This is a genomic window from Streptomyces flavalbus (assembly GCF_042674625.1).
GTDB lineage: Bacteria > Actinomycetota > Actinomycetes > Streptomycetales > Streptomycetaceae > Streptomyces > Streptomyces flavalbus.
The window spans coordinates 2,645,241-2,672,076 of the sequence record NZ_JBHTEB010000001.1 but is presented as its reverse complement, the minus strand read 5'-3'; the positions used below and the strand labels follow the sequence as shown (position 1 = coordinate 2,672,076).

At 72.6% G+C, this 26,836-nt stretch carries 24 protein-coding genes; 12 read left to right on the top strand and 12 right to left on the bottom strand.

Translation table 11 applies throughout. The annotated features are described in order from the left end of the window. The first annotated feature begins 24 nt into the window (after positions 1–24). Genes ACFQZ6_RS11915 through ACFQZ6_RS11895 form a run of 5 tightly spaced genes read left to right on the top strand, consistent with a single transcriptional unit; the run spans position 25 to position 4,724 of the window. On the top strand, positions 25–2,175 hold the full coding sequence (locus ACFQZ6_RS11915; RefSeq protein ID WP_381607474.1) for a PhoH family protein: 2,151 nt from the start codon (positions 25–27) through the stop codon (positions 2,173–2,175). Positions 2,176–2,189: 14 nt separating this feature from the next. Continuing rightward, entirely contained in the window at positions 2,190–2,687 is a 498-nt protein-coding gene (ybeY, locus tag ACFQZ6_RS11910; RefSeq protein ID WP_381607472.1) for an rRNA maturation RNase YbeY, read from the top strand. Next, on the top strand, positions 2,684–3,994 hold the full coding sequence (locus ACFQZ6_RS11905) for a hemolysin family protein (RefSeq protein WP_381607470.1): 1,311 nt from the start codon (positions 2,684–2,686) through the stop codon (positions 3,992–3,994). The genes ybeY and ACFQZ6_RS11905 overlap by 4 nt, the downstream gene beginning before the upstream one ends. Then, positions 3,991–4,350 carry an MmcQ/YjbR family DNA-binding protein gene (locus ACFQZ6_RS11900; protein ID WP_381607468.1) on the top strand — a complete coding sequence of 120 codons (360 nt, stop codon included), beginning with the start codon at positions 3,991–3,993 and terminating at the stop codon, positions 4,348–4,350. The genes ACFQZ6_RS11905 and ACFQZ6_RS11900 overlap by 4 nt, the downstream gene beginning before the upstream one ends. 20 nt (positions 4,351–4,370) lie before the next feature. Further along, positions 4,371–4,724 carry a cytidine deaminase gene (locus ACFQZ6_RS11895; RefSeq protein ID WP_381607466.1) on the top strand — a complete coding sequence of 118 codons (354 nt, stop codon included), beginning with the start codon at positions 4,371–4,373 and terminating at the stop codon, positions 4,722–4,724. A 29-nt stretch (positions 4,725–4,753) separates the two neighbouring features. On the opposite strand, the gene ACFQZ6_RS11890 is transcribed toward ACFQZ6_RS11895, so the two are convergent. Further along, the gene (locus ACFQZ6_RS11890) at positions 4,754–5,092 is read right to left on the bottom strand and encodes a P-II family nitrogen regulator (protein WP_381607464.1); all 339 of its coding nucleotides are present in this window, start codon (positions 5,090–5,092) and stop codon (positions 4,754–4,756) included. A gap of 3 nt (positions 5,093–5,095) precedes the next feature. Next, positions 5,096–6,406 carry an ammonium transporter gene (locus tag ACFQZ6_RS11885; protein ID WP_381607462.1) on the bottom strand — a complete coding sequence of 437 codons (1,311 nt, stop codon included), beginning with the start codon at positions 6,404–6,406 and terminating at the stop codon, positions 5,096–5,098. Between the two features lie 162 nt (positions 6,407–6,568). Between ACFQZ6_RS11885 and era the strand changes: the two genes are divergently transcribed. Next, positions 6,569–7,522, top strand: coding sequence for a GTPase Era (gene era, locus ACFQZ6_RS11880; protein WP_381607460.1), 954 nt, complete (start codon positions 6,569–6,571; stop codon positions 7,520–7,522). Positions 7,523–7,544: 22 nt separating this feature from the next. On the opposite strand, the gene ACFQZ6_RS11875 is transcribed toward era, so the two are convergent. The 3 genes from ACFQZ6_RS11875 to ACFQZ6_RS11865 are packed head-to-tail and all read right to left on the bottom strand — an operon-like array spanning position 7,545 to position 10,288. Continuing rightward, complete coding sequence (locus tag ACFQZ6_RS11875; protein ID WP_381607458.1) at positions 7,545–8,879, bottom strand: GH1 family beta-glucosidase; 1,335 nt, start codon at positions 8,877–8,879, stop codon at positions 7,545–7,547. Between the two features lie 50 nt (positions 8,880–8,929). Continuing rightward, complete coding sequence (locus ACFQZ6_RS11870) at positions 8,930–9,196, bottom strand: protealysin inhibitor emfourin (protein ID WP_381607456.1); 267 nt, start codon at positions 9,194–9,196, stop codon at positions 8,930–8,932. Positions 9,197–9,217: 21 nt separating this feature from the next. Then, positions 9,218–10,288 carry a M4 family metallopeptidase gene (locus ACFQZ6_RS11865; protein WP_381607453.1) on the bottom strand — a complete coding sequence of 357 codons (1,071 nt, stop codon included), beginning with the start codon at positions 10,286–10,288 and terminating at the stop codon, positions 9,218–9,220. 303 nt (positions 10,289–10,591) lie between these two features. Between ACFQZ6_RS11865 and leuA the strand changes: the two genes are divergently transcribed. The 6 genes from leuA to ACFQZ6_RS11835 all read left to right on the top strand — a co-directional run bounded on the left by leuA (position 10,592) and on the right by ACFQZ6_RS11835 (position 18,662). After that, entirely contained in the window at positions 10,592–12,313 is a 1,722-nt protein-coding gene (gene leuA / locus ACFQZ6_RS11860) for a 2-isopropylmalate synthase (RefSeq protein ID WP_381607451.1), read from the top strand. A 188-nt stretch (positions 12,314–12,501) separates the two neighbouring features. Beyond that, positions 12,502–13,197 (top strand): TerB family tellurite resistance protein, encoded by a 696-nt coding sequence (locus tag ACFQZ6_RS11855; RefSeq protein ID WP_381607449.1) that lies wholly within the window; start codon positions 12,502–12,504, stop codon positions 13,195–13,197. A 160-nt stretch (positions 13,198–13,357) separates the two neighbouring features. Beyond that, on the top strand, positions 13,358–15,451 hold the full coding sequence (locus tag ACFQZ6_RS11850) for an MMPL family transporter (RefSeq protein WP_381607447.1): 2,094 nt from the start codon (positions 13,358–13,360) through the stop codon (positions 15,449–15,451). A gap of 62 nt (positions 15,452–15,513) precedes the next feature. Further along, the gene (locus ACFQZ6_RS11845; protein ID WP_381607444.1) at positions 15,514–16,767 is read left to right on the top strand and encodes a histidine kinase; all 1,254 of its coding nucleotides are present in this window, start codon (positions 15,514–15,516) and stop codon (positions 16,765–16,767) included. Next, positions 16,764–17,423, top strand: a complete 660-nt coding sequence (locus tag ACFQZ6_RS11840) for a response regulator (protein ID WP_381607442.1) — start codon at positions 16,764–16,766, stop codon at positions 17,421–17,423. The genes ACFQZ6_RS11845 and ACFQZ6_RS11840 overlap by 4 nt, the downstream gene beginning before the upstream one ends. 33 nt (positions 17,424–17,456) lie before the next feature. Further along, positions 17,457–18,662 carry a sialidase family protein gene (locus tag ACFQZ6_RS11835; protein ID WP_381607440.1) on the top strand — a complete coding sequence of 402 codons (1,206 nt, stop codon included), beginning with the start codon at positions 17,457–17,459 and terminating at the stop codon, positions 18,660–18,662. Here ACFQZ6_RS11835 and ACFQZ6_RS11830 read toward each other — a convergent pair. From ACFQZ6_RS11830 to ACFQZ6_RS11800, 7 genes are all read right to left on the bottom strand, one after another. Beyond that, positions 18,659–19,594: a dihydrodipicolinate synthase family protein gene (locus ACFQZ6_RS11830; RefSeq protein ID WP_381607438.1), complete on the bottom strand. Its 936-nt coding sequence runs from the start codon at positions 19,592–19,594 to the stop codon at positions 18,659–18,661. The genes ACFQZ6_RS11835 and ACFQZ6_RS11830 overlap by 4 nt on opposite strands. After that, positions 19,591–20,643 (bottom strand): oligopeptide/dipeptide ABC transporter ATP-binding protein, encoded by a 1,053-nt coding sequence (locus ACFQZ6_RS11825; protein WP_381607436.1) that lies wholly within the window; start codon positions 20,641–20,643, stop codon positions 19,591–19,593. The genes ACFQZ6_RS11830 and ACFQZ6_RS11825 overlap by 4 nt, the downstream gene beginning before the upstream one ends. Continuing rightward, positions 20,640–22,634 carry a dipeptide/oligopeptide/nickel ABC transporter permease/ATP-binding protein gene (locus tag ACFQZ6_RS11820; protein WP_381607434.1) on the bottom strand — a complete coding sequence of 665 codons (1,995 nt, stop codon included), beginning with the start codon at positions 22,632–22,634 and terminating at the stop codon, positions 20,640–20,642. The genes ACFQZ6_RS11825 and ACFQZ6_RS11820 overlap by 4 nt, the downstream gene beginning before the upstream one ends. Then, on the bottom strand, positions 22,631–23,590 hold the full coding sequence (locus ACFQZ6_RS11815; RefSeq protein ID WP_381607432.1) for an ABC transporter permease: 960 nt from the start codon (positions 23,588–23,590) through the stop codon (positions 22,631–22,633). Before ACFQZ6_RS11815 ends, ACFQZ6_RS11820 begins: the two co-directional genes overlap by 4 nt. Before the next feature lie 55 nt (positions 23,591–23,645). After that, a complete protein-coding gene (locus ACFQZ6_RS11810) occupies positions 23,646–25,253 on the bottom strand; it encodes an ABC transporter substrate-binding protein (RefSeq protein ID WP_381607430.1) in 1,608 nt (535 codons plus the stop codon). 138 nt (positions 25,254–25,391) lie between these two features. Beyond that, a complete protein-coding gene (locus ACFQZ6_RS11805; RefSeq protein ID WP_381607428.1) occupies positions 25,392–26,282 on the bottom strand; it encodes a hypothetical protein in 891 nt (296 codons plus the stop codon). Then, positions 26,279–26,827 (bottom strand): SigE family RNA polymerase sigma factor, encoded by a 549-nt coding sequence (locus ACFQZ6_RS11800; RefSeq protein ID WP_381607427.1) that lies wholly within the window; start codon positions 26,825–26,827, stop codon positions 26,279–26,281. Before ACFQZ6_RS11800 ends, ACFQZ6_RS11805 begins: the two co-directional genes overlap by 4 nt. Positions 26,828–26,836 lie beyond the last annotated feature (9 nt).

Below are 26,836 nucleotides of genomic sequence, written 5' to 3'. Positions count from 1 at the left end.
ACGTGCAGGCCATCTGGCCAGCCCATGACTCAGACACCCACAGCTCACACCCCCGCGCAGGGGCAGGCGCGAGTGCAGCTCACCGTCCCCGCGGCGCACCCCATGGTGACCGTCCTGGGTTCCGGCGACGCCCTCCTGCGCGTGATCGAGAGGGCCTTCCCGGCGGTCGACATCCATGTCCGGGGCAATGAGATCAGCGCGGTCGGCGACTCGGCGGAAGTCGCCCTCGTCTCGCGCGTGTTCGACGAGATGATGCTCGTGCTCCGCACCGGGCAGCCGATGACGGAGGACGCAGTGGAACGCTCGATCGCCATGCTCAGGGCGAGCGAGAACGGGGAGAGCGACGGCCCGGAGACCCCGGCGCAGGTGCTCACGCAGAACATCCTGTCCTCGCGCGGCCGTACGATCCGCCCCAAGACCCTCAACCAGAAGCGGTACGTCGACGCGATCGACCAGCACACGATCGTCTTCGGCATCGGCCCCGCGGGCACCGGCAAGACCTACCTGGCCATGGCCAAGGCGGTCCAGGCCCTCCAGTCCAAGCAGGTCAACCGCATCATCCTGACCCGCCCCGCGGTGGAGGCGGGCGAACGCCTCGGCTTCCTGCCCGGCACCCTCTACGAGAAGATCGACCCGTACCTGCGCCCGCTCTACGACGCGCTGCACGACATGCTCGACCCCGACTCCATCCCCCGCCTGATGGCGGCCGGGACGATCGAGGTCGCGCCGCTGGCGTACATGCGCGGCAGGGCTCAGCCGGTCTTCACCAACGTCCTGACGCCGGATGGCTGGCGCCCCATCGGGGACCTCGAGGTCGGTGATCTCGTCATCGGCTCGAACGGCGAGCCGACACCGGTCCTCGGCGTCTACCCGCAGGGTGAGAAGGACGTCTACCGCGTCACGGCACAGGACGGTTCCTGGACCCTGTGCTGCGGCGAACACCTGTGGACCGTCCGTACGGCCTCCGACCGGCGGCGCGACAAGCCGTGGCGGGTCCTGGAGACCCAGGAGATGATCGGCAACCTCCGCGCGGCGCACGCCCGCCGCTACGAGCTGCCGCTGCTCACGGCACCGGTCTGTCTCCCCGAGCGTGAGGTCCCCATGGACCCGTACGCGTTGGGGCTGCTCCTCGGAGACGGTTGCCTGACCGGTTCCACGACGCCGTCCTTCGCCACGGAGGACCCGGAACTGGCGGTGGCGCTGCAGGCCGCGCTCCCCGGCGTCACCGTGCGGCACCGGGGCGGCCCGGACTACGTGCTCAACAGGATCAAGTCCCCCGGGGACCTGATGACCAAGGAGAACCCGGTCACCGGCGCCCTGCGCGCACTTGACCCGCTCCGCACCCGCTCGCACTCCAAGTTCGTCCCGGATGACTACCTGAACAACTCGGCCGAGGTGCGACTGGCTGTCCTGCAGGGACTCCTCGACTCCGACGGAGGCCCGGTCGCACAGAAGGACCGGACCTGCCGGATCCAGTACACGACGACATCGATCCTGCTACGCGACGATGTGATCTCACTCGTCCAGTCCCTGGGCGGTGTGGCCCACACGCGCCGCCGGGCCGCCGAGGGGCGCAAGCCGGGCAGTGCCAAGGGCCGTGAGGTCGCCCACCGCCATGACGCCCATGTCGTCGACATCCGTCTCCCGGAAGGCGTCGAACCCTTCCGTCTCGCCCGTAAGGCCGAGAAGTACCACGCGGCCGGAGGAGGCGGACGCCCGATGCGGTTCATCGACAGCATCGAGCCCGCGGGCCGGGAGGAGACCGTCTGCATCCAGGTGGCCGCCGAGGACTCCCTCTACGTCACCCAGGACTACCTGCTGACGCACAACACGCTCAACGACGCCTTCATCATCCTGGACGAGGCCCAGAACACGAGCCCCGAGCAGATGAAGATGTTCCTCACCCGGCTCGGCTTCGACTCGAAGATCGTGATCACGGGTGACGTGACCCAGGTCGACCTGCCCGACGGCACCAAGTCCGGCCTGCGGCAGGTCCAGGACATCCTGGACGGCGTCGAGGACGTGCACTTCTCGCGGCTGTCGTCGCACGACGTCGTACGGCACAAGCTGGTGGGCCGTATCGTCGACGCCTACGAGAAGTACGACACCAAGCACGGCACCGAGAACGGCGCCCACAAGGGCGGCCGGGGCAAGTCCGCGCACAAGGGGAAGTAGACAAGCACCGCACCATGTCGATCGACGTCAACAACGAGTCCGGCACCGAGGTCGACGAGCAGGCGATCCTCGACATCGCCCGCTACGCGCTCGCGCGGATGCGCATCCACCCGCTGTCCGAGCTGTCGGTGATCGTCGTGGACGCCGACGCCATGGAGCAACTGCACATCCAGTGGATGGACCTGCCCGGACCCACCGATGTCATGTCCTTCCCGATGGACGAGCTGCGCCCGCCGTCCAAGGACGACGACGAGCCCCCGCAGGGCCTGCTCGGTGACATCGTGCTCTGCCCCGAGGTCGCCGCGAAGCAGGGCGCGGAGGCGCCCACGCAGCACACCATGGACGAGGAGCTGCAACTGCTCACCGTCCACGGTGTGCTGCACCTGCTCGGCTACGACCACGAGGAGCCGGACGAGAAGGCCGAGATGTTCGGCCTCCAGGCCGCCATCGTGGACGGCTGGCGCGGCGAGCGGGGCATGACCGGTCCGTCGCCCGCGCCGACCGTGTCATGAGCCCGCAACTCGTCCTCGGCGCGATCGCCCTGGTGGTCGTCGCCTGGCTCGCCGCCTGCGCGGAGGCGGGCCTCGCGCGGGTCTCCAGCTTCCGCGCCGACGAGGCGGTCCGCTCCGGGCGGCGCGGCAGCGCCCGGCTCGCCAAGGTCGCCGCCGACCCCACCCGCTACCTCAACGTGGCGCTGCTGGTCCGCGTCGCCTGCGAGATGGCCGCCGCGGCGCTCGTCACCTACCTGTGCCTGCGCGAGTTCGACGGCACCACCGAGGCGCTGCTCGTCGCGATCGCGGTGATGGTGCTGGTGTCGTACGTCGCCGTCGGGGTCTCCCCGCGCACCATCGGCCGCCAGCACCCGCTGAACACGGCCACCGCGGCGGCGTACGTCCTCGTCCCGCTGGCCAGGATCATGGGTCCGGTCCCGTCGCTGCTGATCCTCATCGGCAACGCCCTCACCCCCGGCAAGGGCTTCCGGCGCGGCCCGTTCGCCTCCGAGGCGGAGCTGCGGGCGCTGGTCGACCTGGCGGAGAAGGAGTCCCTCATCGAGGACGAGGAGCGCCGCATGGTGCACTCCGTCTTCGAACTCGGTGACACCCTCGTCCGCGAGGTGATGGTGCCGCGCACCGACCTGGTCGCCATCGAGCGCTACAAGACCATCCGGCAGGCCCTCACCCTCGCCCTGCGCTCCGGCTTCTCCCGCATCCCGGTCACCGGCGAGAGCGAGGACGACGTCGTCGGGATCGTGTACCTGAAGGACCTCGCCCGCAAGACGCACATCAGCCGGGACGCGGAGAGCGAGCTGGTGTCCACGGCGATGCGCCCGGCGTTCTTCGTGCCCGACACCAAGAACGCGGGCGACCTGCTGCGCGAGATGCAGAAGGAGCGCAACCACGTCGCCGTCGTCATCGACGAGTACGGCGGCACGGCCGGGATCGTCACCATCGAGGACATCCTGGAGGAGATCGTCGGTGAGATCACCGACGAGTACGACCGCGAACTGCCGCCCGTGGAGCCCCTCGGCGACGACCGCTTCCGCGTCACCGCCCGCCTCGACATCGGGGACCTCGGCGAGCTGTACGGCCTGGAGGCGTTCGACGACGAGGACGTGGAGACCGTCGGCGGGCTGATGGCCAAGGCGCTGGGCCGGGTGCCGATCGCCGGGGCGTCCTCGGTCGTGGCACTCCCCGACGGCCGGGAGCTGCGGCTGACCGCGGAGGCCGCCGCGGGCCGCCGGAACAAGATCGTGACGGTGCTGGCGGAGCCGGTGTCCCCGGCCCAGGTGCCGTCCGGGGAAGGGGAGGCACCGGAGTGAGCCCGGAGGACCTGCGCGCGTTCTGCCTCTCCTTCAACGCCGCAGTGGAGGAGTTCCCCTTCAACCCCGACACGTCGGTGTTCAAGGTGTGCGGCAAGATGTTCGCCCTCACCGACCTGGGCGGGCGGCCCCTGACGGTCAACCTCAAGTGCGACCCGGAGGACGCCCCGCGGCTGCGCGCCGACCACGAGGGCCTGATCGTGCCCGGCTACCACATGAACAAGCGGCACTGGAACACCGTCACCGCCGACGGCTCCCTCCCCGACGCGTTCCTGCGGGAACTCGTCGAGGACTCCTACGACCTGGTGGTGGCGGGCCTGCCGCGGGCGGACCGCCTGCGCCTGGACCGGCCCTGACCCTTCCGTATGCTCACCCCATGACCGACAGCAGCGCGCTCGACCCCGAGGACCGCAAGATCGTGACCCTGGCCCGTTCCGCGCGGGCCCGCAACGGCGTCCCGGAGGGCGCCGCCGTCCGCGACGAGACGGGCAGGACGTACGTCGCCGGGACCGTCGCCCTGGACTCCCTCAAGCTCAGCGCCCTCCAGACGGCGGTGGCGATGGCGGTGGCGTCCGGCGCGAGGTCGCTGGAGGCGGCGGCGGTGGTGACGGAGGCCGCGGCGGCCTCGGCGGACGACCTGGCGGCCGTCCGGGACCTGGGCGGGGCTGGCACCCCGGTCCTGGTGGCGGGTCCGGACGGAGCGGTCCGGGAGACCGTCCCCGCGAGCTGACCACCGGCTCCCCGGCGCCGGGCGCCCGCCTACAGGGCGTCCGGCCCGCGCTCACCCGTCCGCACCCGTACGACGGTGTCCACGGGCAGCGCCCACACCTTGCCGTCACCGATCTTCCCGGTCTGCGCGGCCTTCACGATGGTGTCGATCACGGTGTCCGACTCCGCGTCCTCCACCACGACCTCGATCCGGATCTTCGGCACCAGGTCGATCTGGTACTCGGCGCCGCGGTACACCTCGGTGTGGCCGCGCTGCCGCCCGTAACCGCTGGCCTCGGAGACCGTCAGGCCCTGGATGCCGATCTCCTGGAGCGCCTTCTTGACCTCGTCGAGACGGTACGGCTTGACGATCGCGGTGATGAGTTTCATGCGTTAGACCTTGGTCTTCTGGGCGGGGGAGCCGACGGGGGAGGAGGTGACCGGGGCGCCGTGCCCCAGGACCCCGTGATCGTAGGCCGTCTCGGCGTGCACCGTAAGGTCCAGGCCGGTGTGCTCCTGCTCCTCACTCGCGCGGAAGCCCATCGCCCGGTCGATCACCTTGCCGACGGCGTACGTCACGGCGAAGGCGTACACCGCCACCGCGACGATCGCCACGAGCTGCTTGCCGAGCTGCGCCAGCCCGCCGCCGTACAGCAGCCCCTCGGTGCCGCCGGTCATCGAGTCGACGGCGAAGACGCCGATGAGCAGGGTGCCGATGACACCGCCGACCAGGTGCACCCCGACGACGTCGAGGGAGTCGTCGTAGCCGAGGCGGAACTTCCAGCTCACCGCGTACGAGCAGACCACGCCCGCGGCGAGGCCGATGACGAGGGCGCCGAGCAGGGAGACCGAGCCGCAGGACGGGGTGATGGCGACCAGGCCCGCGACCACGCCGGACGCGGCGCCGAGGGTGGTGGGGTGGCCGTCGCGGAGCTGCTCGACGAAGAGCCAGCCGAGGAGCCCGGTGCACCCGGCGGCGAAGGTGTTGAGGAACGCGGCGGCGGCGAGCCCGTTGGCGCCGAGCGCGGAGCCCGCGTTGAACCCGAACCAGCCGAACCAGAGCAGACCGGCGCCGAGCATCACCATGGGCAGGTTGTGCGGGCGCATCGCGTCCTTCCTGAACCCCAGCCGCGGGCCCAGGACCAGCGCCAGCGCCAGCCCGGACGCGCCGGAGGTGATCTCGACGGGCAGTCCGCCCGCGAAGTCCAGGGCGCCGAGGTGCTCCAGGATCCAGCCGCCGGGACCCCAGGTCCAGTGCGCCACCGGAACGTATACCAGCAGCGTCCACACCGGCACGAAGACCAGCCACGCCCCGAACTTCGCCCGGTCCGCGATCGCCCCGCTGACCAGCGCCGCGGTGATGATCGCGAAGGTGAGCTGGAAGGTGGCGAACAGCAGCGTCGGCACCGTGCCCTGGACACTGTCCGGGCCGAGGCCCGCCATGCCGAGGTGCTCCAGGCCGCCGAGCAGGCCCGCGCCGCCCGCGTCCGCGTCGAACACCAGCGAGTAACCGGCGGCCAGCCACACCACGGTGACCAGCGCGATCGACACGAAGCTCATCATCAGCATGTTGAGGACGCTCTTCGTGCGGACCATGCCGCCGTAGAACAGGGCGAGGCCCGGGGTCATCAGCAGCACCAGGGCGGTCGCGGCGAGGAGCCAGGCGGTGTCGCCGGTGTCGAGGGGGGACGCGGCCAGGGTCACGGTGGTCTCCAACGGGGTTGGGGTCCGCAAGAGACTCACCGCGCCGGGTTTCCGGTCGCGTACGGCGGTGTTTCCGCCGTGTTTCATTGCGTGCGGGTTTCCGCATCCTCACCGTGGGTGAGCGGTGCGGCGGGGCTCCGACGATCAGGGAGAATGGGCGCCATGAGCGTTCGTATGCCGTCCTCCGCAGAGCCCGCCGAGACCGCGCACCGGGCTGGCTTCGCCTGCTTCGTGGGCCGTCCCAACGCGGGCAAGTCCACCCTCACGAACGCCCTGGTCGGCCAGAAGGTGGCCATCACCGCCAACCAGCCGCAGACCACCCGGCACACCGTGCGCGGCATCGTGCACCGGCCGGACGCGCAGCTCATCCTGGTGGACACCCCCGGCCTGCACAAGCCGCGCACCCTGCTCGGCGAGCGCCTCAACGACGTCGTGCGCACCACCTGGGCCGAGGTCGACGTGATCGGCTTCTGCCTGCCCGCCAACGAGAGGATCGGGCCCGGCGACCGCTTCATCGCCAAGGAACTGGCGTCGATCAAGAAGACCCCGAAGATCGCGATCGTCACCAAGACCGACCTCGTCGACAGCAAGACCCTCGCGGAACAGCTCATCGCCATCGACCAGCTCGGCAAGGAGCTGGGCTTCGAGTGGGCGGAGATCGTGCCGGTCTCCGCGGTCGGCGACCAGCAGGTGGGCCTGCTCGCCGACCTCCTCGTCCCGCTGCTCCCCGAGGGCCCCGCCCTCTACCCCGAGGGCGACCTCACCGACGAGCCCGAGCAGATCATGATCGCGGAGCTGATCCGGGAGGCCGCCCTGGAGGGCGTACGCGACGAGCTGCCGCACTCCATCGCCGTCGTCGTGGAGGAGATGCTGCCGCGCGAGGACCGCCCCGCGGACCGGCCGCTGCTCGACATCCACGCCAACGTCTACATCGAGCGCCCCAGCCAGAAGGGCATCATCATCGGCCCCAAGGGCAAGCGCCTGAAGGAGGTCGGCATCAAGTCCCGCCGCCAGATCGAGGCCCTCCTCGGCACGCCCGTCTACCTCGACCTGCACGTCAAGGTCGCCAAGGACTGGCAGCGCGACCCCAAGCAGCTCCGCAAGCTGGGCTTCTGACGGCCCCCGGGGGCCGCACCCGTCACCGCTGCCCGCGCAGCGCCTCCCGGTACCAGGCGTACGACGCCTTCGGGGTGCGCTCGAGGGTCCCGGTCTCGAAGTCGACGTGCACCAGGCCGAACCGCTGGCCGTACCCCTCCGCCCACTCGAAGTTGTCCAGCAGCGACCACACGAAGTACCCGCGCACGTCGACGCCCGCCGCCAGCGCCTCGTGCAGGGCGCGGACGTGGGCGTCCAGGTAGGCGATCCGGTCCTGGTCGTCGAGCCCCTGGTAGGAGCAGCCGTTCTCGGTGATCACGACCGGGGGCAGCCGGTCGCCGTAGCGGTCGCGGAAGCCGGTGAGGAGTTCGGTCAGCGCCCCGGGCACCACCGGCCACCCGAAGTCCGTCGTCGGGAAGCCCTCGATCTCCCGCACCGAGAAGGGGAGTTCGGCGGGCATCCGCACCCCGCCGAAGTCGATCTCCGTGCCCTGCGGGGCGCCCACCTTCGTCGGCGCGTAGTAGTTGACGCCGTACCAGTCGACCGGCCCGGCGATCACCTCCAGGTCGGCGGCCACGTCGCCGCCCGGCATCAGCTCGCCCAGGCCGGACGGGTAGGCGCCCAGCAGCACCGGCTCCGCGAACAGACGGTTCAGGAGGACGTCGTAGAAGTCCGCCGCCTCCGTGTCCGCGGCCCCGGACGACGCGGGCCACACCGGGCCGTGCGAGTTGGCGATCCCGACGTCCGTCGCGCCCGCCGCGCGCAGCGCCCGCACCGCGAGACCGTGGGCGAGGAGCTGGTGGTGGGCCACCGGCAGCGCGTCGAACAGCAGCCGTCGGCCGGGGGCGTGGGTGCCCAGGGCGTGCCCGAGCAGGGTGTGCTCGGCGGGCTCGTTCAGGGTGATCCACTTGCCCACCCGGTCACCGAGCCGGTCCGCCACCTCCGCGGCGTAGTCGGCCAGCCGGTAGGCGGTGTCCCGGTCCAGCCAGTCCAGGCCCTCCGGCAGGTCCCAGTGGAACAGCGTGGGCACCGGGCGCACGCCCGCCGCGCACAGGTCGTCCACCAGGGCGTCGTAGAAGTCGAGCCCCTTCGGCGAGCGCACCCGGGGCCAGGAGACCGAGAAGCGGTACGCGTCCACGCCGAGGTCCGCGAGGAGCGCCACGTCCTCGCGGTGGCGGTGGTAGTGGTCGCAGGCGACGGCGGCGGTGGAGCCGTCCCGCACCCGGCCGGGTTCCGCGGTGAAGGTGTCCCAGACCGAGGGCTGGCGCAGGTCGGCCGCGCCCTCGATCTGGTGGGCCGACGTGGACACGCCCCACAGGAACTCCGCCGGGAAGCGCGGCAGGGGCGGGCGGGGGCGCGGACGCGGTGCGGTGGCCATGGTCCCGGATCATCCGTCCGCCGCCCCAACGCCGCAACCCCCGCCGGGAGTTACGCGCCTTCCTTCAGCACCCGGCTGATCAGCCGCCGCTGCTCGTCGGTCAGCCGCGGGTCCGCGCAGTACACCGTGCGGCCGTCCACGGTGATCTGGTAGCTGAACCCGTCCGGCACCCCGACCGGGGGCGTGCCCCGGCCGGACGCCACCGCCTGCTCGGCCAGGGCCTGCCACTCCGCCGCGTCGGGCCGCCCCGAGGTGTCCACCTCGGCCTGGCGCTCGATGCCCGCGAACCCTCCCGTGCGCCGTACCTGAATACGCATGGCTGTATGTCTAGTACGGAACTACCGCGTGGGCACCCCCACCCGCTCCCACGCCTTCGTCACGGCGTCCAGCTCGTCCCCGCCGCCGAACCGGGCGCGGGCCGCGCGGACGGTGAGCGTGGCGAACTCCGCGAACGAGGCGTCCTCCTTCAACTCGCCGCCGGTCAGCACGTCGTACCAGACCTGCCCCGCCTTCTCCCAGGCGTTGCCGCCGAGCGCGGTCGCGGCGAGGTAGAAGGCGTGGTTGGGGATGCCGGAGTTGATGTGCACGCCGCCGTTGTCGCGGCCGGTGCGCACGTAGTCGTCCATCGTCGCGGGCTGCGGGTCCTTGCCGAGGACGTCGTCGTCGTACGCCGTGCCCGGCGCCTTCATCGAGCGCAGCGCCTCACCGGTGACGCGCGGGGCGAGCAGGCCCGCGCCGATCAGCCAGTCCGCGTCGGCGGCGCTCTGCCCGAGCGTGTACTGCTTGACCAGCGCCCCGAAGACGTCCGACACCGACTCGTTCAGCGCGCCCGGCTGTCCGAAGTAGGTGAGGTTCGCGGTGTGCTGGGTGACGCCGTGGGCCAGCTCGTGGCCGATGACGTCGACGGCGATCGTGAAGTCGAGGAAGATCTCGCCGTCGCCGTCCCCGAACACCATCTGCTCGCCGTTCCAGAAGGCGTTGTTGTAGTCCCGGTCGTAGTGCACGGTCGCGTTGAGCGGCAGGCCCGCGCCGTCGATGGAGTCGCGGGCGTAGGCGGTCATCAGCAGCTCGAAGGTGGCGCCGAGACCGGCGTAGGCGCGGTTGACCGTGGCGTCCCGGCCGGGCGCGTCGCCCTCGCCGCGGACCTTCTCACCGGGCAGGCCGGTGCGGTGCCGGGCGTCGTAGATCGTGCGGTGCGGGGTTCCGGACTCGGCGGCCTCGGGGACGGGGACGGCGGGCGCGCCCAGCACCGTGGTCAGTCGGCGCTGGGTGCGCTCGTAGGCGTCGCGTTGCAGGGTGCGGCGGGCGGGACCGGAGAGTGCGGGGTCCTCGGCCTGGGCGAGCTTGTCGAGGACGTGGGGCGGGACGATCGTGCAGAAGACGGGCCTGCGGCCCCCGGTTGTGGTCATGGCGGCACCATGGCACCGCGTGTACGGGCTGTCACTAGGCGCCACCATGATTGGTGAATTATGGGGGTGTGGGCGGCGGAAACGGTCGCTCTGTGCTACCGGATGCGCCGAGCGGTCCCGCATACTGGAACGCGACCCCGCGCTTCGGACCGGCTCGGCTAACATGCTGCGCATCATGCGTTTCGGGCTGCTTCTCCTTAGCTGCCGCGGCGAGGGCCTGTAGTCGAGGCCGACCCCCTCCCCGCGGAGCTTGGCGTTGCGTCGTCGGCCGTCCTTCCGGACACCCTGAGGAGCCCCGCAGACATGGCCAACCGCCAGCAGCCCAGCCCCATGCCGATCCACAAGTACGGCCGGTACGAGCAGGTCGACATCCCCGACCGCACCTGGCCGGAGCAGCGCGTCACCGTCGCCCCCCGCTGGCTCTCCACCGACCTGCGCGACGGCAACCAGGCCCTGATCGACCCGATGTCCCCGGTGCGCAAGCGGGCCATGTTCGACCTGCTGGTCAAGATGGGCTACAAGGAGATCGAGGTCGGGTTCCCGGCCTCCGGGCAGACCGACTTCGACTTCGTACGGTCGATCATCGAGGAGCCGGGGGCGATCCCGGAGGACGTGACGATCTCCGTGCTGACCCAGGCCCGCGAGGACCTGATCGAGCGGACCGTGGAGTCCCTGCGCGGCGCGCACCGGGCCACGGTGCACCTGTACAACGCGACCGCGCCGGTGTTCCGCCGGGTCGTCTTCCGCGGCTCGAAGGACGACATCAAGCAGATCGCCGTGGACGGCACCCGCCTGGTGATGGAGTACGCGGAGAAGCTGCTGGGCGAGGAGACGCACTTCGGCTACCAGTACAGCCCGGAGATCTTCACCGACACCGAGCTGGACTTCGCGCTGGAGGTCTGCGAGGGCGTCATGGACGTCTGGCAGCCCGGCCCGGACCGCGAGATCATCCTGAACCTGCCCGCGACGGTGGAGCGCTCCACGCCGTCCACGCACGCCGACCGGTTCGAGTGGATGGGCCGCAACCTGTCCCGCCGTGAGTTCGTGTGCCTGTCGATCCACCCGCACAACGACCGCGGTACGGCGGTGGCGGCGGCCGAGCTGGCGCTGATGGCCGGGGCCGACCGGGTCGAGGGCTGCCTGTTCGGGCAGGGCGAGCGCACCGGCAACGTCGACCTGGTCACGCTGGGCATGAACCTGTTCTCGCAGGGCGTGGACCCGCAGATCGACTTCTCCGACATCGACGAGATCCGTCGTACGTGGGAGTACTGCAACCAGATGGAGGTCCACCCGCGCCACCCGTACGTGGGCGACCTGGTCTACACGTCCTTCTCCGGCTCCCACCAGGACGCCATCAAGAAGGGCTTCGACGCGATGGAGGCCGACGCGAAGGCCAAGGGCGTCACGGTCGACGACATCGAGTGGGCGGTGCCGTACCTGCCCATCGACCCGAAGGACGTGGGCCGGTCCTACGAGGCCGTCATCCGCGTGAACTCGCAGTCCGGCAAGGGCGGCGTCGCGTACGTCCTGAAGAACGACCACAAGCTGGACCTGCCCCGCCGGATGCAGATCGAGTTCTCCAAGATCATCCAGGCGAAGACGGACGCCGAGGGCGGCGAGGTCACGCCGAAGGACATCTGGGCGGTCTTCCAGGACGAGTACCTGCCCAACCCCGGCAACCCCTGGGGCCGGATCCAGCTCAGGAACGGCCAGTCCACCACCGACAAGGACGGCGTGGACACCCTCACCGTCGAGGCCGAGGTCGACGGCGCCGAGGTCACCCTGGTCGGCACCGGCAACGGTCCGATCTCCGCGTTCTTCCACGCCCTGCAGGGCATCGGCGTCGACGCCCGGCTCCTGGACTACCAGGAGCACACGATGAGCGAGGGCGCCTCCGCGCAGGCCGCCTCGTACATCGAGTGCGCGATCGACGACAAGGTCCTGTGGGGCATCGGCATCGACGCGAACACGACACGTGCCTCGCTGAAGGCGGTCGTCTCCGCCGTCAACCGAGCGGCTCGCTGAACCCCTCTGACCGGGGGTTTCGGGGTCCCGTCCACCGTCGACCGGGGGGCGGGACCCCGTCGTATACCGGCCATGCGACCGTGCAGGTCACGGAGAGGTCTCGTCCGGGGGCTGACTGCGCGTCGCTGATGTGGCTAACATCACGCCAGCGCGGCGATGTTGCCGCGGGGTTACGGAGGTGCTGCGACGTGCTGCCTGAACGGGGACAGAATGGCCGTGCGTTCCGTTTCGCGCGCGTCCTGGGCACCCGCACCGCGTGGACGCCGGTCGGCGACGGGCAGTTCTTCTGCCCCGGCTGCGGCGGCGACCGCAACTACCAGCGGCTGACCGGGCACCGGCGCTTCACCCTGCTGGGCCTGCCCGTGCTGCCGCGCGGCGAGGCCGGACCGGTCGTGGAGTGCGCCGCCTGCCGCCGCCACTTCGGCACCGACGTCCTCGACCACCCCACCACCATCCGCTTCTCCGCGATGCTCCGGGACGCCGTGCACACCGTCGCCCTCGCCGTGCTCGCCGCCGGGAACACCCGCACCCACACCTCCCTGTCCGCCGCCGCGGGCGCCGTGCGCGCCGCCGGGTTCCAGGACTGCACGGAGGAGCAGCTCAACGCCCTCGTCGAGGCGCTCGCCGCGGACACCGGGCGGATCTTCGGGGAGCCCTGCGGTCCCGGACTCGCCATAGAGCTGCACGAGGCCCTCGACCCGCTCGCCCCGCACCTCGCGCCCCCCGGACGCGAGTCGATCCTCCTCCAGGGCGCCCGCATCGCCCTCGCCGACGGCCCCTACACCGCCGCCGAACGCGAGGTCCTCGCCACCGTCGGCGCCGCCCTCACCCTGAGCACGGCGGACGTGGAGCGGCTGCTGACGGCGGCGGGGACGCCGTCGTAGCGCCTCGGCCGTAGGCCGCCCCGTACTCCCCGGGGAGTAAGCCGCCCCGCCTGTCACCCCTCGCCGTACCCGGGAAGTCGCCCCCGCGTCCGACGTGTCGGCCGCCGTGTGCCGGGAGTCTGGTGTCGATCCAGACACCGAGCGGAGGGAGACCCACCCGATGGGGGGACCCAAGACAGCGACGACAGAGAGCGCCCGGCGGCGGCGCCTGGTGCCGTGGGCGGTGGTCGGGCTGTGGCTGGCCCTGCTCGTGCTCGCCGGGCCGCTCGCGGGCAAGTTCAGCGACGTGCAGCAGAACCGCGCCGTCGACTACCTCCCGGACAGCGCCGACTCCACCCAGGTCGCCCGCGTCGAGGACAGGCTGCCCGGCGGCGAGTCCACCGACCTAGTGCTCGTGTACCACCGCGACGGCGGCCTCACCGACGCCGACCGGGAGACCGCCGCCCGGCAGCTCACCGAGGTGGGCGACGCCTACGAGCTGACGGCCGCGCCCCAGGCGATCCCGTCCGCCGACGGCGCCACCCTCATGTACCCGGTCTCCAGCACCCAGCCGGGCCAGGACGAGGAGGCCCGCAACGCCTTCGTGGACGGCGTGCGCGAGATCACCGACGGCGGGGGCGGGCTCACCGTCGAGGTCGGCGGCCCCGGCGCCCTCCAGACCGACATGAGCAAGGTGTTCGAGACCATCGACGGCACCCTGCTGCTGGCCACCCTCGGCGTCGTCACCGTGCTGCTGATCCTGATCTACCGCAGCCCCTTCCTGTGGCTGGTGCCGCTCGCCGTCGCGGGCGTCGCCGCGTCCATGGCGATGGCCGCCGCCTACGGGATGCACGAACTCTTCGACGTCACCATCACCGGCCAGAGCGGCGGCGTGATGACCGTCCTCGTCCTCGGCGCGGGCACCGACTACGCCCTGCTGCTCATCTCCCGCTACCGCGAGGAGCTACGCCGCCACGAACGCCCCTACGACGCCATGCGCGCCGCCCTGCGCGGCTGCGGACCGGCGATCCTCGCCTCCTCCGGCACCGTCGCCGCCGGACTGCTGTGCCTGCTCGCCGCCGACCTCAACAGCAGCAGCGGCATGGGCCCGGTCGGCACGGTCGGCGTGCTCGCCGCGCTGGTCGCGATGACGACACTGCTGCCCGCCGTGCTGGTACTGCTCGGACGGCGCGTGTTCTGGCCGCTGGTGCCCGCCTTCGGCAGCACCGCCAAGGCCCGCCGCTCCCTGTTCGCGGCGATGGGCACCTCCGCCACCCGCCGTCCCGGCGTCGTCCTCGCCGGGGGCGCGGTCCTGCTCGGCGCGCTCGCGCTGGGCGTCCTCAACCAGCCCGGCGGCCTGAAGCAGGAGGACTCCTTCACCGACCGGCCCGAGTCCATCACCGCGGGCCAGACCCTCGCCGCCGCCTACCCCGAGCGCGGCAGCCAGCCCATCACCGTGATCGCCCCCGCCGACCGGGCCGACGCCGTCCTGGACGACGTACGCGCCACCGACGGGGTCGCCGAGGCGGCGGCCGGACGCAGCGGCGCGGGCTGGACCGAGATCACCGTGTACGCCAGCGCCGCCCCCGAGTCCGCCGCCGAGACCCGCACCATCGAGGCCCTGCGCACCGCCCTCGACGACGCCGACGGCGCCTACGTCGGCGGGCCCAGCGCCCAGCAGATCGACCTCGCCGACAGCCAGGCCCGGGACCGCAGGGTGATCGTGCCGCTGGTGCTGGCCGCCGTCTTCGTGATCCTCGTCGGCCTGCTGCGCAGCCTCGTCGCGCCGCTGCTGCTGCTCACCGCGGTCGTCGCGGTGTGGGGCGCCGCCCTCGGCATCGGCGGCCTCGTCTTCGGCCCGCTGTTCGACTTCCAGGGCACCGACACCGGCCTCGGACTGCTCTCCTTCGTCTTCCTCGTCGCCCTGGGCGTCGACTACGGCATCTTCCTGATGCACCGGATGCGCGAGGAGTCCCTCGCGGGCACCGAACCGCAGGCCGCCGCGCTCACCGCGCTGCGCACCACCGGCGGCGTCATCGCCTCCGCGGGCGTCGTCCTCGCCGCCACCTTCGCCGTGCTCACCACGCTGCCCCTGGTCGCGCTGGTCGAACTCGGCTTCGTCATCGCGGTGGGCGTCCTGCTGGACACCTTCCTGGTGCGGACCTACCTGGTGACCACCGCCAGCGTGCTGCTGCGGCGCCGGGTGTGGTGGCCGGGACGGCTGTCGAGGGAACCCGAGCCGGTCACCCCGCAGCGGCAGCCCGAGCCGGTGTGACGTACGTCCCCGAGGGCGCCCCTCCGCACCGGAGGGGCGCCCTCCTCCCGGAAGATGAACCCGTGCAGGCAACCACCACAGCGGCCCCGAGGCCCGGCCCGGCGGCTCCCCGGCCCGGCGTCGGCGAGCGGATCATGGCCGTCGTCAACCGCGACCCGCGCACCGCCCCGCACGGCCTGCGCAACGACGTCCTGCTCGCCGTCGCCAGCGCCGTCATCGCCGTCTGCGTCGCCCTGTTCACCGACGAGGGCCGCCGCCCAAGCACCGTCGGCTGGGTGCTGCTCATGGCCGCGCAGGTGCCGCTGGTGTGGCGGCGCCGCCGACCGCTGCTGGTGCTCGCCGCGGAGGTGTGCCTCGTCGGCCCGTACCACGGCCTCGACTACAACCACGCCGCCCCGACGCCCGCCGCGTACGTCGCCCTCTACACCGTCGCCGTCACCGGCCGCCCGCTGCGCACCCTGATCACCGGGGTGACCGTCCTCGCCTTCGTCTTCACCGTGATGTCGACCTTCGGCGAGTCCAAGCAGGCCATCGAACTGCTGCGGATCTCCGGCTGGGTGATCTCGGTGCTGCTGGGCGGCATCGCCGTGCGCCACTACCGGCAGTACGTCGCCGCGATCGTGGAGCGCGCCGAACGCGCCGAACGCACCCGCGAGGAGGAGGCCAGGCGCCGGGTCGCGGAGGAGCGGCTGCGGGTCGCCCGCGACCTGCACGACCTGCTCGCCCACAGCATCACCCTGATCGGCGTGCAGACCTCCGTCGCCGCGCACGTCCTGGCCGCCGACCCCGAGCGCCTGGACCGCGCCGCCGTCGCCCGCGCCCTCGACGACATCGCCGAGACCTGCCGCACCGCACGCGGGGAGCTGCGCACCACCCTGGAGGTGCTGCGCGAGCACAACACGCCCGACGTGCGCGGCCCGCTGCCCGACCTGAAGGGGCTGGCCGACCTCGCGGACACCGCGCGCGCCGCGGGCGCCGAGGTGGAACTGTCCGTGCGCGCCGACGACGTGCCGCCCGCGGTCGGCGCCGCCGCCTACCGGATCGTGCAGGAGGCGCTGACCAACGCGGTCCGGCACGGCGGGCGCGACGACCTCACCGTCCGGGTGCGGGTGTACGAGGAGACGGGCGCCCTGCGCGTCACGGTCACCGACGACGGCAGGGGTCAGGGCAGCGCGTCCCCGGGGTTCGGCCTGATCGGCATGAGGGAACGCGCCCGCAGCGTCGGCGGCACGCTGGACGCCGGGCCGGGCGCGGCGCGGGGCTTCGAGGTGACCGCCGTACTGCCGCTCGGCGGCGAAGGGGAGGGACAGGGATGATCCGCGTACTGCTCGCCGACGACCAGACGCTGGTGCGGGCGGCGTTCACGATGCTCGTGGAGTCGGCCCGGGACATGGCCGTCGTCGGCCAGGCCGGGACCGGCCGGGAGGCGGTGCGCCTCGCCCGCAGCGAGCGCGCCGACCTGGTCGTGATGGACCTGCGGATGCCCGACCTCGACGGCATCGAGGCCACCCGGCTGATCGCCGCCGACGAGGACCTCGCGGGCGTGAAGGTGCTCGTCCTGACGACGTACGACACGGACGACAACATCGTGGAGGCGCTGCGCGCCGGAGCCTCCGGGTTCCTGGTGAAGGACACCCGTCCGGCCGAACTCCTCGACGCGATCCGCACCGTCGCCGCCGGGGAGGCGCTGCTGTCGCCGGGGCCCACCGCACGGCTGATCGAGCGGTTTCTGCGCAGCCCCTCGATGCCCGTCTCGGGCGGCCCCGACCGCCTCTCCGAGCGGGAGCGCGAGGTGCTCACGCTGGTCGCGCGGGGCCTGAACAACACCGAGATAGCGGAGTCCCTGGGGCTGAGCCCGCTCACCGCGAAGACCCACGTCAGCCGGATCATGGGCAAGCTCGGCGCGCGGGACCGGGCCCAGTTGGTGATCGTGGCCTACGAGTCGGGGCTGGTCACTCCGGGGAGCATGTGATCAACACCGTCCGACGAGCCGTCAGGGACAGGGATGACACTGCTGAGCCGCACCCTCCTCACCACCGCCGTACTCCTCACCCCGCTCGCGACCCCCACCCCCGCCCACGCCGCCGCCCCCGGCTGCGCCTCCTCGGTGCCGTACACCTCGGGCCGCGGCGGCTACGACACCTACCGCATCCCCGCCGCCGTCACGACCCGACAGGGCACCGTCCTCGCCTTCGCCGAGGGCCGCAGGGACGGCGCCGCCGACAGCGGTGACATCGACGTCGTCGTCCGCCGCTCCACCGACGGCGGCTGCACCTGGGAGCCGCTGGCCGTGGTCGCCGCCGGGAACGGCGACACCCGCGGCAACCCGGCGCCCGTCGTCGACCCGCGCACCGGCGCCGTCGTGCTGGTCACCTCGTACAACAGCGGCGACGTCACCGAGGCGCAGATCATGCGCGGCGAGGCCACGCCCTCCGAGAGCCGCCGGGTGTTCGTGCAGCGCTCCTCCGACGACGGCCGCTCCTTCACCGCGCCGAAGGAGATCACCGCCACCGTCAAACCGGCCCACTGGCGCTGGTACGCCACCGGACCCGGGCACGCCGTCGCCCTGGCCCGGGGCCCGCACGCGGGCCGCCTCGTCGTCCCCGCCAACCACTCCACCGCCCCGCCCGCCGGGTCCTCCGACACCGGCCAGGAGTTCCGCTACTACGGCGCCCACGCCCTCTACAGCGACGACAGCGGCCACACCTGGCACCTCGGCTTCGTCGACGACACCTACGACGGGGCCCACAACGCCAACGAGTCCACCGCCGCCGAACTCCCCGACGGCAGGGTGTACTTCTCCGCCCGCGACCAGCACGGCACCGAACCCGGCAACCGCCTCGACACCCACTCGAGCGACGGCGCCCAGACCCTCGACCGGCCCTACGCCACCCAGCCGACGCTGGGCGCGGTGCCGGTGGTGCAGGCCAGCGCCCTCCAGTTGAGTATGCCGGGCGCGCCGCTGCTGCTGTCCGCGCCGTCGGTGCCGACCGCGCGCCGGTCGATGGCGGTGTGGCGCAGCACCGACGGCGGCACCACCTTCACCCGCGCGCTCACCCTCTCCGAACTGCGCGCCGCCTACTCCGACCTGGTGGAGGTCGACCCGGTGACCGTGGGGGTGCTCTACGAGACGGGGGAGTCGGGCTCGTACGAGACGATCGAGTTCCGCAGACTCGCCCTGAGCGGCCTGGCCGACGTCAACGAGCCCTAGAGCAGCCCGGCCGCCGCCAGGTACTTGCCCACCTGGGCCACCTCGTCCGCGGACAGGGGCACCTGCGGTTCGGCCGTCGTCGGGGAGGCGATGACGCCCCGCAGGTGCAGGGCCGCCTTGAAGGCGCCCAGCGCCGCCGAACTCCCGCCCATCCGGGTGCCGTCACCGACGCCGACCAGGCCGAGCAGGGCGCACAGCCGCTCCTGTTCGGCGCGGGCCAGGTCCGCGTCGCCCGCCCGGTGCAGCCGGTACAGGCGGACGTAGCCGTGCGGGTCGACGTTGGCGAGGCCGGGCACCGCCCCGTCGGCGCCCATCGCGAGCGCCGCGTCGACGAGCGCCTCGGAGCCGGTCAGCACCGAGAAACCGGTGAGCGCGGGGTGTGTGCGGGCGCCGGTCACCACCCGGCGGAACCCGGCCTGGTCGCCGCTGGAGTCCTTCAGCCCCGCCAGCACCCCCTCCGCCGCCAGTTCGAGCACCAGCTCCGACGGCAGCTTCGAGTGCACGGCGGCCGGGATGTCGTAGGCGATGACCGGGACCGGGCTGGCGGCGGCCACCAGGCGGAAGTGGCGGGCGATCTCGGCCGGGTGGGTGCGGGTGTAGAACGGCGCCGTCACCACCACCGCGTCCGCGCCCGCCGCCGTCACCCGGGCGACCTGGTCCAGGACGCGCGGCGTGGTCAGGTCGATCGCCCCGGCCAGCACCGGCAGCCGCCCGCCCACCTGCCGCACGGTCTCCGTCACCACCAGCGCCCGCTGCCGGTCCGTCAGGTACGCCGTCTCGGACGTCGACCCGAGCACGAACAGCCCGTGCACCCCGCCGCCCACCAGATGGTCGATGAGCGCGTGCAGCGACGCCACGTCCACCTCACCGTCCGGCGTCAGGGGCGTGCACACGGGAGGGACGACACCGGTCAGCGGCGCGGGGAAGGTCATACGGGCTCCGTCGGGGGTGCGGCCTGGGCGACCAGCTCACGGGTCGGCTGGTCCTCCGGCACCGGATGGTGGCAACGGTAGCGGTGCCCGGGGCCGGACGCTTCGGTGAACGGCGGCATCGACTCGGCGCACACCTCCGTCGCCCGCCAGCACCGGGTGCGGAACGGGCAGCCGCTCGGCGGACGCACCGCCGACGGCACCGGACCGGTCAGCGGGATCGGGTCGAGCGGTTCGAGCAGGCCGGGCGTGGCGGAGAACAGGGCCCGGGTGTACGGGTGGCAGGCCCGGTCGCCGACCCGGTCGGCCGGGGCCTCCTCGACGATCCGGCCCAGGTACATGGTGATCACCCGGTCGCTCATCCGCCGCACGGTCTGGATGTCGTGCGACACGAACACCAGCGCGAGACCCAGCCGCTCCTTCAGGTCGAGCAGCAGGTTCAGGATCTGCGCCCGCACCGACACGTCCAGCGCGCTGGTCGGCTCGTCCGCGACCACCAGGTCCGGGTCCAGGGCCAGCGCGCGGGCGATCGCGACGCGCTGCCGCTGCCCCCCGGAGAGCTGCCCCGGCAGCGCGTCCGCGAGCGCCGGGGGCAGCCCGACCAGCGCCATCAGCTCCCGCACCCGCTCCTCCCGCTGCGGCGCGCTGCCGCGCCGGTGCACGTCCAGCGGGTCGCGCAGGATGCGCCGTACCGGCAGCCGCCGGTTCAGGGCCGTCGACGGGTCCTGGAAGACCATCCCGGTGCCCGCGCCGACGGTCCGGCGCCGCTCGGCGGGCGGCATCGCCCACAGGTCGCGCCCCCGGTACGACACCGTCCCCCACGTCGGCCGCTCCACGCCGACCAGCACCTTCGCCAGCGTCGACTTGCCGCACCCGGACTCGCCCACCACGCCGACCGTCTCGCCGGGGGAGAGGGTGAGGTCGGCGCCGGTCAGGGCGTACACCCGGTCCCGGCCGAACACCCCGCCGCTGCGGGCGCGGTGCACGACGTGCGCGTCGGTCAGCTCCATCAGCGGTGGCATGGAGTGCAGGGTGCGCACCAGATCGGTCATGAGACGACCTCGCTCTCGGCCTCGCCCGCGTCGTCCGGGTCGGCGCCCACGGTCAGATCGACGGCGGGATGGTGGCAGGCGGCCCGGTGCGTGGCGCCGCCCAGCAGGTCGGGCGCGGTGGTCCGGCACACCTCGGTCGCCCGGGGGCAGCGGTCCGCGAAGCGGCAGCCCGCCGGGAAGTCGGCCGGGGACGGTACGACACCCCGGATCTGCGTCATCCGCTCCGCGCCGCCCTCCAGCGACAGCACGCTGCCGAGCAGGCCGCGCGTGTAGTGGTGCGCCGGGGCCGCCACCAGGTCGGCGGTCACCCCGCTCTCCACGATCTGCCCGCCGTACATCACCACCACCCGGTCGGTGACGTCCGACACCAGCGCCAGGTCATGGCTGACCAGGACCAGCGCGAACCCCAGCTCGGCGCGCAGCCGCAGCAGCAGCGCCATCACCTGCGCCTGCACGGTCACGTCCAGGGCGGTGGTCGGCTCGTCGGCGACGATCAGCTTCGGGTCCCGGGACAGCGCCAGCGCGATCAGCACCCGCTGCCGCTGCCCGCCGGACAGTTCGTGCGGGTAGGAGCGCAGGGTCCGCTCCGGGTCCAGGCCGACCAGGGCGAGCAGCTCGGCGGGCGTGCGGTGGCCGCCGCGCCGGACGACCTGCCTGAGCTGCGCCCGGATCGTCATCGCCGGGTTCAGCGACGACAGGGCGTCCTGGTACACCATCGCCATCTCGTGCCCGAGGAGCGCCCGCCGCGCGCGCGGCGGCTCGGTCAGCAGATCGCGTTCCCGGAACCGCACCCGGCCCCGCACCCGCGCCCCCTTCGGCTGGAGCCCCATCACCGTCAGCGCGGTCAGCGACTTCCCGCACCCGGACTCCCCGACCAGCCCCAGCACCTCCCCTGGCCGCACCTCAAGGCTGATGCCGTCGACGATGTCGACGCCCCCGTGCCGGTCGTCGAAGCCGATGGCGAGGTCCTCCACCGCGAGCACCGGCGCCCCGGTGGGCAGCGGCCGGGCACGGGCGCGCAGCCGCGCCGCCGTCGCCCCGAGCCCCGGCAGCGCCACGACCTCCCCGCCCCCGGCCTCGGCCCGGTCCTCGCCCTTGGCCGTCGCCACCTCCCGGGCCGCGGGGGCCGCCCAGGCGTCCGAGACGCCCTCGGACAGCACGTTCAGCGCCAGCACGGTGAACAGCATCAGCAGCCCCGGGAACACGGTCGCCCACCAGCCCCCGGTGAGCACCATGTTCTTGCCGTCCGCGATGACGCTGCCCCACGACGGGTCCGGGGGCCGCACCCCCGCCCCGATGAACGACAGCGACGCCTCGAACACGATCGCCTCCGCCACCTGCACCGTGCAGAACACCAGTACCGGCGCCGCGCAGTTCACGGCGACGTGCCGCAGGACGATGTGCGGGGTGCGGGCGCCGATGACCCGCTCGGCGGTGACGTAGTCCTCCCCGTACTGGTCGAGGATGTTCGCCCGCACCACCCGCGCGACGGGCGGTGTGAACAGGAACGCGATCGCGCAGATCAGCACGGTGATGCCACCGCCGAACACGGCGACGAGGACGGCCGCGAGAGCGATCCCGGGGAACGCCATCACGACGTCCAGGCAGCGCATCAACGTCTCGTCGACCGCCTTGCGCGAGGTCGCCGCGACCGCCCCGACCAGCGCCCCCGCGACCAGCGCCAGCGAGGTCGCCCCGAGCCCGATCGCCAGCGACCACCTCGCCCCGTACATCAGTCGGCTGAGGATGTCCCGGCCGAGGCTGTCCTGCCCCATCCAGTGCGCGGCGGACGGGTGCCCGGTGCCGTCCACCGGCGGCTGCTGCGCCAGCGGGTCGTACGGTGCCAGCAGTGGCGCGAGGACGGCGACCAGCACCACCACGGCCAGGAAGCAGACGGCCGCCTTCGACAGCGTCGGCAGCCGCCGCCAGCCGCGCAGCCGGACGCCGGGCCGGGCGAGGACCTGCGCGAGCGTCTTGCGGCGAAGGGTCACGCCGCCTCCCTCAGTCGGGGGTTGACCAGCAGATACAGGATGTCGATCACGAGGTTGACGACGACGAACCCGGTGGCGGTGGTCAGCACCACGCCCTGCACGACGGCCGGGTCGCCGTTCTTCACGGCGTCGATCATCAGCTTGCCCATGCCGGGCAGCGAGAAGATCGTCTCGATGACGACCGCGCCGCCGAGCAGGTAGCCGACCCGCAGCCCGAGCACCGTCAGCGGGTTGATCAGCGCGTTGCGCAGCACGTTCCGCCCGACGACCACGTGCGGCGGCAGCCCGCTGCCGATCGCGGTGCGCACGTAGTCCCTGTCCAGCTCCTCCACCACGGACGTCCGCACGATCCGTGTGAGCTGCGCCGCCACCGGCAGCGACAGCGCCAGCGCGGGCAGCGTCATCGTCCACAGCCAGCCGGTGACGGAGTCGGCCGGGTTGATGTAGCCGCCGGTCGGGAACCAGCCCGCGTCCACCGCCAGGTACTGGATCATCAGCAGCGCCAGCCAGAACCCGGGCGCGGCGACGCCGGTCAGCGACACCACCCGCACCAACTGGTCCGGCAGCCGGTCCCGGTAGATCGCCGCCGTCACCCCCAGCAGCAGCGACAGCACGACCGCGATGCCGAGCCCGAGGAACGTCAGTTGGAGGGTGAGCGGCAGCGCGGTGAGGATCTGGTCGGCCACCGGCGCCCGGGTCAGCGCGCTGATCCCCAGGTCGCCGTGGAGCAGGTCGCCCACGAAGTGCGCGTACCGCACCGGGAACGGGTCGAGCAGCCCGTGCTCCTCGCGGAAGTCGTGCAGTTGCTGCGGGGTCGGGTTGGCGCCCTGGAAGAACGCGGACGCCGGGTCGGCGTCGGAGAACCGCATCACCACGAACACGAACAGCACGATGCCCAGCAGCAGCGGTACGAGCAGGGCGATCCGGCGCAACAGGATCCTGGCGACGACGGCCACGCGGTGCTCCCTCTGCGGTGGTCAGGCGGTGGTCAGGCGTTGGGACAGGCGTTGGTCAGGCCCACGCGGCCTGGAGGAGGTTGATCCCGGGGTACGGCTGGGCGCGCAGCCCGGTCAGCGCGCGCGGGTCCCACGCCGTCATCAGCTCGTTGTGGACGACCGGGTAGAGCACCGCCTGCTCGGCGACGACGTCGATGTAGTCCTGGATCATCGTGCGCTTGCGCGCCGGGTCCGCCTCGCGCGTCGCCCGCTCCATGTCCCGGAACAGCCGCCGGGCCACGGGGTCGTCCGCCCACCGCGTGTACCCCATCCACAGGTTCTCGGGGCCGTAGTTGTAGTGCATGATCAGGTCGGCGTCGAGGCCGAACTGGTTGGGGTTGGAGGCGGCGGCGACGACCTGGTAGTCCCGCTTCTGGTCCAGCTTGGTGAAGACGGCGGTGGTCTCCTGCGGGGAGAGCGTGGTGCGCACCCCGACCGCGTCCCAGGACTCCTTGATCGTCGGCAGGCAGTCCACGATCCAGCTCACGTTCACCGCGAGCAGGTCCACCCGCAGCCCGCTCACCCCGGCCGCCCGCAGCAGCGCGCGGGCCCGGTCGGGATCGTGGTCGTAGACGGTGCGGGCCCGCCGGTAGGACGGGTTGGCCTCGTCGAGGAAGGACGAGGCGGGCGTGCCGTGCCCCCGCAGCGCCACCTCCACCAACTGCTCGGTGTCGATGGCGTACCGCAGCGCCTGCCGCACCCGCACGTCGTCGAACGGCCGGTGGGCGGTGTTGAACATCAGGAACAGGTTGTTCATCCCGGCCCCGCCCGCCACCGTCATCCCCGCGCTCTCCAACTGCCCGATGTTGGCGTACGGGATGTTGTCGGCGACCTGCGCGCCCGCGCCCCCGCCGCCGGAGACGGTGGCGACCCGGGGCGCGGCGTCCACGATGGTCAGCCAGTTCATCTTCCTGAAGGCGGGCGGCCGGGGCCCGTTGTACGCCTCGAACGCCTCGAACGTGGTGTTGGACTTCGGGTGGTGCGCCGTCATCCGGTACGGCCCCGAGCCCACCGCGAGCCCGGTGATCGCCTTGTCCCAGCCGCCCGGCTGGCCGAACACGTGCTTCGGCATGACCTTCGCCAGCGTCAGCCGCGCCAGGCCCTCCGGGAACGGGAACTTGAGCACCAGCTCCACGGTCCGCGCGTCGACCTCGCGCACGTCCTTCAGCCAGGTCGCGAAGAAGCTCTTGGCGAGGGTGTGGGTGTCCGGGTCGAGGATGCGGTCGTAGACGAAGACGACGTCGTCGGCGGTGACGGGGGCGCCGTCGTGGAAGGTGGCCCCCTCGCGGAGCGTGAAACGCCAGGTCGTGGCGCGCGGGTCGGCCGGGAGCGCGGTGGCGAGCGCGGCGTACGGCTCACGGGAGATCGGGTCGGTGTCGAGGAGACCCTCGTAGATGTGGTTGTTGCCCGCCATGCAGAACGCGGACGCCGTCTGCGTCGGGTCCCAGGTGCCGTCGTTGCCGTAGCCGATCACGGCGGTCAGGGTGCGGTCGGCGCCGCCGCTGCCGCCGAAGCTGGTGGTGGACGCGGGCCCCACACGGCAGGCCGCCGTCAGCGCACCGAGACCGAGCGCGCCCACGCCGCCCCTGAGGAGCGACCGGCGGGCGGGGGGCGCGTGGCGCACGGTTCCTCCACGGGGCATTCCCGGATATGTCGGGCAGTCAGCGCGACCATAGGAGGGCCCGTGGGGGTGGTCAAGGACGGCGCGCGTGGCACGGGAGGGGCGCTTGGGGGCGTCCCTCCCGTGCCACACGTGGTTCCCCTAGGGGAGGAGGGCGTCGTAGGTGGGGTCCTCGTCGGAGTCGTAGACCAGCTCGCCGCCCGCGTCGTACCCCTTCACCCGGGGTGCCTCCGTGACCTGCCGGTCCAGCTCACCGGTGGCCACGAACCAGCCGTCGTCGAGGACGGCCTCGCTGGTCTCCCCGCCGTACTCGACGGTCACCCGCTTCACGGAGTCCTCGACGGTGCCGATGTCCGCCCAGCGGAAGGGGAGCGTCCAGTTGCCCTTGTCGAGGAAGGACTGCGCGTAGAGCTTCTGCGCGTTGATGTCCGGCACGACGGGACCGGCGTCCGGACCGGCCACGTCACCGCCGCCGAAGTTGCGCCCGGGCCCGTCGTCACCGTCCTTGACGTTGCAGATCAGCCGCGTCGTCGCCGTGTCGTCCACGGCGACGACGAAGCGGCCGTCGCCGGGGGTGTTGGAGTCGCCGGTGCTGCGCATGGCGAGCAGCAGGCGGTAGTCGGCGGGGTCGCCGTAGTCGTCGTTCGGGCCCTGGGGCCACTCGAACTCGACGCAGTACTCCAGGTCCTCCAGGGCCTGCGCGTACGTGATCCCGTCCAGCAGCACCCCGCGCGGGGCCGCCGCCGTGGTGGTCGGCGTCGGGGTCGGCGTCGGCGTGGCCGACACGGCGGCGCTGGCGGAGGCCGCCGGACCGGCGCCCCCGCCGGAACCGCCCGACCCGCCGAGGGCGTACGCCCCCACCGGCACCGCGGCCAACGTGACCAGGGCCGCCCCGGTCGCCGCGACCCGGCGCCGCCGCCAGGCCACGCCCCGGCGCCGGATGTCCGGGTAGGGCGCGGCGGAGGGACTGATCATGTGGGCGTCCTCGGCGAGCAGCTCCCGCACCCGCTCCTCGAACCCGTGGTCGTTCATGCCCGGCTCTCCTCTCCCTCGCGCGTCACGCCGTGCGCGGGCCCGTCCATGGCCCGGGCCAGCCCCGGATACGTACGCAGCTTCGCCAGGCCCTTGGACGCCTGGCTCTTGACGGTCCCCGGCGAGCAGCCGAGCGTGTCGGCGACCTCCGCCTCGGACAGGTCCTCCCAGTAGCGCAGGACGACCACGGCCCGCTGCCGCTTGGGCAACTGGGCCAGCGCGGCGAGCAGGGCGCCGCGCTCGTCGACCCGGGCCACCGACTCGTCCCGCCCGGCCCGCTCCGGTGGCGCCGCGGTCAGGGCCTCGGTGACCCGCCGCTTGCGGAAGCGGTCCCGGTTGCAGGTGACGAGCATCCGGCGGACGTACGCCTCCGGATGGTCGGCGCGGGAGACCCGCCGCCAGGAGCGGTACGCCTTCGCCAGCGCCGTCTGCGTCAGGTCCTCCGCGTGGTGCGCGTCCCCGGTGAGCAGATAGGCGGTACGCACCAGATGGGTCCATCTGGCCCTGACGAACTCCTGGAACCGATCCTCTAGTTCGGCTTGCATCAAGCACCC

Coding starts and splice junctions, on each gene's coding strand:
- ACFQZ6_RS11915 (WP_381607474.1), top strand. CDS start 25: ATGACTCAGACACCCACAGCTCACACCCCCGCGCAGGGGCAGGCGCGA.
- ACFQZ6_RS11805 (WP_381607428.1), bottom strand. CDS start 26,282: ATGAACGACCACGGGTTCGAGGAGCGGGTGCGGGAGCTGCTCGCCGAG.
- ACFQZ6_RS11875 (WP_381607458.1), bottom strand. CDS start 8,879: ATGGCCACCGCACCGCGTCCGCGCCCCCGCCCGCCCCTGCCGCGCTTC.
- ACFQZ6_RS11850 (WP_381607447.1), top strand. CDS start 13,358: ATGGGGGGACCCAAGACAGCGACGACAGAGAGCGCCCGGCGGCGGCGC.
- ACFQZ6_RS11830 (WP_381607438.1), bottom strand. CDS start 19,594: ATGACCTTCCCCGCGCCGCTGACCGGTGTCGTCCCTCCCGTGTGCACG.
- ACFQZ6_RS11865 (WP_381607453.1), bottom strand. CDS start 10,288: ATGACCACAACCGGGGGCCGCAGGCCCGTCTTCTGCACGATCGTCCCG.
- ACFQZ6_RS11825 (WP_381607436.1), bottom strand. CDS start 20,643: ATGACCGATCTGGTGCGCACCCTGCACTCCATGCCACCGCTGATGGAG.
- ACFQZ6_RS11835 (WP_381607440.1), top strand. CDS start 17,457: ATGACACTGCTGAGCCGCACCCTCCTCACCACCGCCGTACTCCTCACC.
- ACFQZ6_RS11890 (WP_381607464.1), bottom strand. CDS start 5,092: ATGAAACTCATCACCGCGATCGTCAAGCCGTACCGTCTCGACGAGGTC.
- ACFQZ6_RS11800 (WP_381607427.1), bottom strand. CDS start 26,827: ATGCAAGCCGAACTAGAGGATCGGTTCCAGGAGTTCGTCAGGGCCAGA.
- ACFQZ6_RS11895 (WP_381607466.1), top strand. CDS start 4,371: ATGACCGACAGCAGCGCGCTCGACCCCGAGGACCGCAAGATCGTGACC.
- leuA (WP_381607451.1), top strand. CDS start 10,592: ATGGCCAACCGCCAGCAGCCCAGCCCCATGCCGATCCACAAGTACGGC.
- ybeY (WP_381607472.1), top strand. CDS start 2,190: ATGTCGATCGACGTCAACAACGAGTCCGGCACCGAGGTCGACGAGCAG.
- era (WP_381607460.1), top strand. CDS start 6,569: ATGAGCGTTCGTATGCCGTCCTCCGCAGAGCCCGCCGAGACCGCGCAC.
- ACFQZ6_RS11840 (WP_381607442.1), top strand. CDS start 16,764: ATGATCCGCGTACTGCTCGCCGACGACCAGACGCTGGTGCGGGCGGCG.
- ACFQZ6_RS11905 (WP_381607470.1), top strand. CDS start 2,684: ATGAGCCCGCAACTCGTCCTCGGCGCGATCGCCCTGGTGGTCGTCGCC.
- ACFQZ6_RS11870 (WP_381607456.1), bottom strand. CDS start 9,196: ATGCGTATTCAGGTACGGCGCACGGGAGGGTTCGCGGGCATCGAGCGC.